We start from the raw sequence: 4,399 nt of genomic DNA, 5'->3' as shown, positions 1-4,399 counted from the left end.
CCCGCAACCCGCACTGACAACCGACGACCACACCTGGCTGACTCAGCGCGCTGCCGAACTGGTGGATACCTTCATGACCACCCGGTTCCCCCTGGGCGAAGGCCTCATCCACGCCGACGCCCACACGGAAAACCTCGTCCACGACCACGGCCACTGGCTCCTGATCGACTGGGACGGCACCTGCCTCGGGCCACGCGAGCTCGACCTGCTCACCGGCATCCCCGACCACTTCCACGAGCCGGCACGACTGCGCGAGCAGTTCCTCACCGGCTACGGCTACAACATCCTCGACTGGCCCGAATGGACCCTGCTCCGCGACATCACCGAACTCCACGCCCTCGGCGCCTACATCCGCCTCGCCCCCAGCAAACCGGCAGCAGCCGCAGAACTCGCACGCCGCATACGGTCCCTGCGAGCCGGCGACAGGTCAGTGCGCTGGCACGCGATTCCCTGACCAGGAACCCGGAGGTGCTTGACTAGCGAGCGCCAAGATCAGACACTGTGCGTGATCGAGGGGGGCGATCTTGGTGATGGATGGACCAGGCTTCCACGTCGACGTCGACAAGGTCGACGAAGCGGCTAGAGGTATTCACGACAGCGTTCAGGATCAGGACAATTTCGAGCTCCGTGGCTTGTGCGGCGATGCGGGGCTGTATGGGCATGCCCAGCTGCACGACGCGCTGATGGACTACTGCGTCAGCTGGAGCGATGGCCTCGATGTACTGACCGAGGATGCAGGCACGATCGGGAACGCGCTCTCGCGGGTCGCAGCGGCGTATCGAGCAGTGGACGAAGCCGCGGCGCGATCCTTGCCAGAGGACCCGGGTGTCAAGGCGGTCGAGGGTGGCTGGGCTCGGCGATACTCAGGACCCGCAGGCGTTGGTGCCAGGCAAGCCTGAAGCAGTCGAGGAGAACGCACGCGTCCTGTTCGCCCGCACCGACCGTGCGAACTGGGCCGGGGAGGGCCTGCTCGCGATCGACACGGGCGCTTGGCAAGGGCCGGCCGCGCGGGAGTTTCACGACAAGTTCAGCTACGAACCGCGCAAATGGTTCGCCGCGGCCGACGCCCTCGAATCCGGCGCCAGCGCCCTGGAGGACTACGCCGCCACACTCCGCTGGGCACAGTCCCAGGCGGTCGAGGCCATTCAGCTGTGGGACCGGGGTCAAACCGCAACCCAGCAGGCCAAGGCCCAGCACGACCTTGCTGCCGCGCAGGCAACCGCGCAGAACCAGCCTGCGCCGCCGTTCACCGACCCGGGAGAAGTCACTCGGCAGGCCGCCCGCGAGATGCTCGATCGCGCCCGTGCGCAGCTCAAGGACGCGGGAGACACCGCTGCGGGCATCCTGCGCGGAGAAGCGAAGACCGCACCCCAGGAGTCGAGCTGGCTCGACGACGTTGGCAACTTCCTCGGGAACGTGGGGGCACACATCGTCAATGACGTGGCGTCGTTCGGCAATGCGCTGCTGCATCACCCCGGAGACGTGGGCAGCGCGATCTTGGGTCTCGGGCTCACAGTTGCCAGTGCGGCAGGCGTGGCCGGTGGTGCCGCGCTGACCGCGACCGGGGAAGGTGCGGTCATCGGCGTGCCGGCGATGGGCGTCTCCGTGGCGGGAGCCGTGACCGGGGTCGGCATGATGACCGCGGCCATGGGCGACCTGGCCGCGCACGCCAGCGGGGACGACCGGGTTGAAGTGATCCAAACGAACGAGGGCTCGGCCAGTCCGGCGCCCGCCTCGCAGCCCACACCCGCTCGCGGCCTGTCCGACATGTTCAAAAACGGCCCGCCGAAAGCCTCGGACCTGGAACGGTACGCACAGGAACAGGGCTGGACCAGAACCCAGACACCCAACGGACCAGCCAAATACGTCGACGACAACGGCGTGGTCCGGATGACGGTCAAGCAAGGCAGCCCCCGAGCACCGGGTAGCGGCGACCCCCACGTCGAGCTGAGAAACGAATACGGACAACGAATCGACCCGGACGGAAACCCCGTGACCAGAAAGAGCACCGGAAACCACACCCCGATAGAATGGGACTGGTGACCGTGCAGAACTACAGCGATTTCGCCGACCTCGCCCACGTCTACCTCGAAGACAGCTTCGTTCTCGACATCACCGAGAACGCCGACTCGGTGTCCTTCTCGATCGAGGCAGTCCTGACCCGACAACACCCTTACTATCACACCGCCACACCAGGTGAGCAATACTGCTATGTCGACGCCGATTTGGTCATCGACGGAGCCACGGAAATTCGGTGGATCGAACGCATCAACCGCGCCTACACCGATGCCAGCGGAGAAACCGATCTGGGAAACATCGACAGCATGGTTTACAACAACGACCACTACGAAATAGCCGGGGACTGGGGCCAGGTACACATCTACACGACCCACACGCCACACCTCACCCTGAAGTAAGCCCCCAATCCGACGACCGATAGGTCAGTTCTTCCTCATCGTCCAAGCCCGCCGGTACGTGAACGCGGCTGGAGTGGTCGAAACGTGGAATACTTTTTCCCCGACAAGGTGGGCCGTTGGCCTTGCTGTCGTTGAGAATCCGTTACAGCCTCTGGCGGAGTGGCGCGCAGGGAACCGGCCGCAGGATAACGACGCCCGTTGGTGCCTGCACAACTTTCCAGTACTTTGGCTGCCCGGCGGGCCGAATCGGCCTGCCGTCGTTGCTGGGTCGACTCACGCCATGCTGCGATCTCGGCGATCAGGGCCGCCAGAGCCACCACTAGGACAGTGATCCCATCCCCTTCCCGGCCACGTCGCGACAGCACGCCCACCCGCGCCAGGCGTCGCGCCGCAGTACGCAACTCGGCGGCGATGGGGCCCCATCGAGCGGGCTGAACCCGCCAGGGAGTAGCGGCGGCACGCTCGTACTCCATCGCGGCGGTCCAGACCGGCGCCTCACGCCGTTCAAAGCGCAACTCGTTCCCGTCAATCCCCCGTGCCGCCGCCACCAGCAGGTCGTGGGTCGCGTGCGCGATGGCGTCCGCTTCCTCCGAAACCGCTTCCGACACAGCACTGAGCTGCTGGCGGGCATTGAGCACGGCTAACGCCCCGCAGGCACGTTTCGCAGCCAGGGTGGCTTCCTCGACTGCGGTGGTACGTTCGGCGCGGCCGGTCGAGGCGAACCGGTCACGTTCGTCGCGCGGCAACGAGGGCGGTGGTGCGGACGCGCTGGCCCAGCGCGCGAGCAATTTCGGCGCGGAGAGGTCGCGGGCGAGTTGGCTGCCCCGAAACCAGACACGCCTATCGGTGGATTTGGTACCGATGTCGCCGAACAGCGCCACACGGTAGCCAGTGAACAGGCCTTCCGCGCCCCAGCGCGGCTCGACCTGAACCGGCTCTCGCTCCAACAGCTCAAGAAACTCATCGACGCTGCTGGCGCGGGTAGCAGCCACACGAACGATGTCGCGCAACAACTCCCGACTGCTCCTTTGCCGACCCAGGCGCGTGGCCTTCTCGGTCTCGGCTCGCTTCGGGCGCAACGGCGCGGTCCGGTTCACCGACGAAGTCGGGGTCAAGCCGAGTCGCCGCTCGACGTCCTTGCACCACTCACGCCACCGAGGCCAGTCCCGATACGTGTCGGCGATCCGCCCGTCGCCGCGCACGAGGTTCACCGCCAGGTGGACGTGGTCGTTGCCCTCCGGGCTGGGCCCGTGGTGCACCGCGACCCACCGGCACCCTCCCCGGCCATCCTCGTCTGGCCCAAACCCCATTCGGCCGATCGCGTCCTCCACCAGCTGCCGCCACACCGCGTCACCCAGCGCCCCGTCCTGCGGGGGCACGGACATAACCACGTGGTAGACGTGTCCACCCGGAACAGTCACCTCGTGTCCGGTCATGGCCGAATCCACCTCGCGACCCAAACGAGCGAGCCAGCCATGGACCCGCTCAGTGAAGACCCCGCCTGGCAGCCAGTCGGGGTCCCACGCCGCCACCAAGTGCGGATCCCGGTGCTCGTTCGCCCGGCCAGGCCCGAACAGGTAGCGCAGCAGCCCGTAGGTGTTGCGGCCGCACTTCCCGCTCTCCGGCGCCTTCGCGATCACGGTTCCTCCGAGCGTGACCGGTCAGGGTCGATCGCGGCAAGTACACGGCCGAGTTCCTCCAGAACCCGAGACAGATACCCGAGGGCAGCAGCCAGCCCGTCCGGCGTGTGCCCTGTCGCGTTGGCCACCATCGCCATCTGATTCAGGTTGACCCCGATCCGGGTCAGCCGGGTCTCGACCACATCAAGACGCTCGACCCACCACCGTTGCTGCCGCAGGCTCCAGCCGCCAGGTGAATCGCGCAGCGCCGACTCGATGAGGTAGCGGGGCACTGTCAGCCCAGCGGTACCAGCAGCTGTACAGAGGCGCTCATACGTCTCATGCGTGGTCCGAAGGTTGATC

At 66.6% G+C, this 4,399-nt stretch carries 6 protein-coding genes; 4 read left to right on the top strand and 2 right to left on the bottom strand.

Annotated elements, in window-relative coordinates; all coding sequences use genetic code 11:
- The 4 genes from FNH05_RS33290 to FNH05_RS33275 all read left to right on the top strand — a co-directional run.
- Positions 1 to 454 (top strand): phosphotransferase family protein (locus tag FNH05_RS33290; protein ID WP_144592824.1); only part of this gene is annotated, 454 nt, incomplete at its 5' end.
- Between the two features lie 76 nt (positions 455 to 530).
- Complete coding sequence (locus tag FNH05_RS33285; protein WP_144592826.1) at positions 531 to 899, top strand: hypothetical protein; 369 nt, start codon at positions 531 to 533, stop codon at positions 897 to 899.
- Positions 844 to 2,043: a putative T7SS-secreted protein gene (locus FNH05_RS33280; RefSeq protein WP_186382865.1), complete on the top strand. Its 1,200-nt coding sequence runs from the start codon at positions 844 to 846 to the stop codon at positions 2,041 to 2,043. Before FNH05_RS33285 ends, FNH05_RS33280 begins: the two co-directional genes overlap by 56 nt.
- Complete coding sequence (locus tag FNH05_RS33275) at positions 2,040 to 2,417, top strand: hypothetical protein (protein ID WP_222426784.1); 378 nt, start codon at positions 2,040 to 2,042, stop codon at positions 2,415 to 2,417. The genes FNH05_RS33280 and FNH05_RS33275 overlap by 4 nt, the downstream gene beginning before the upstream one ends.
- 35 nt (positions 2,418 to 2,452) lie before the next feature.
- Here the strand turns inward: FNH05_RS33275 and FNH05_RS33270 are convergent, their stop codons facing one another.
- Together FNH05_RS33270 and mobC are read right to left on the bottom strand one after the other, a co-directional pair.
- Positions 2,453 to 4,057 carry a relaxase/mobilization nuclease domain-containing protein gene (locus tag FNH05_RS33270; protein ID WP_144592822.1) on the bottom strand — a complete coding sequence of 535 codons (1,605 nt, stop codon included), beginning with the start codon at positions 4,055 to 4,057 and terminating at the stop codon, positions 2,453 to 2,455.
- Positions 4,054 to 4,399: plasmid mobilization relaxosome protein MobC (gene mobC / locus FNH05_RS33265; protein WP_222426783.1), on the bottom strand; the 346-nt coding region annotated here is incomplete at its 5' end. The genes FNH05_RS33270 and mobC, both read right to left, overlap by 4 nt.

This window comes from Amycolatopsis rhizosphaerae, assembly GCF_007713715.1.
In the GTDB taxonomy this organism is placed as follows: domain Bacteria; phylum Actinomycetota; class Actinomycetes; order Mycobacteriales; family Pseudonocardiaceae; genus Amycolatopsis_E; species Amycolatopsis_E rhizosphaerae.
This window is presented reverse-complemented; position numbering and strand designations above follow the sequence as displayed.

What these genes read in the sequence shown, in the direction of transcription:
- FNH05_RS33285 (WP_144592826.1), top strand. Translation starts at nt 531, where the DNA reads ATGGATGGACCAGGCTTCCACGTCGACGTCGACAAGGTCGACGAAGCG.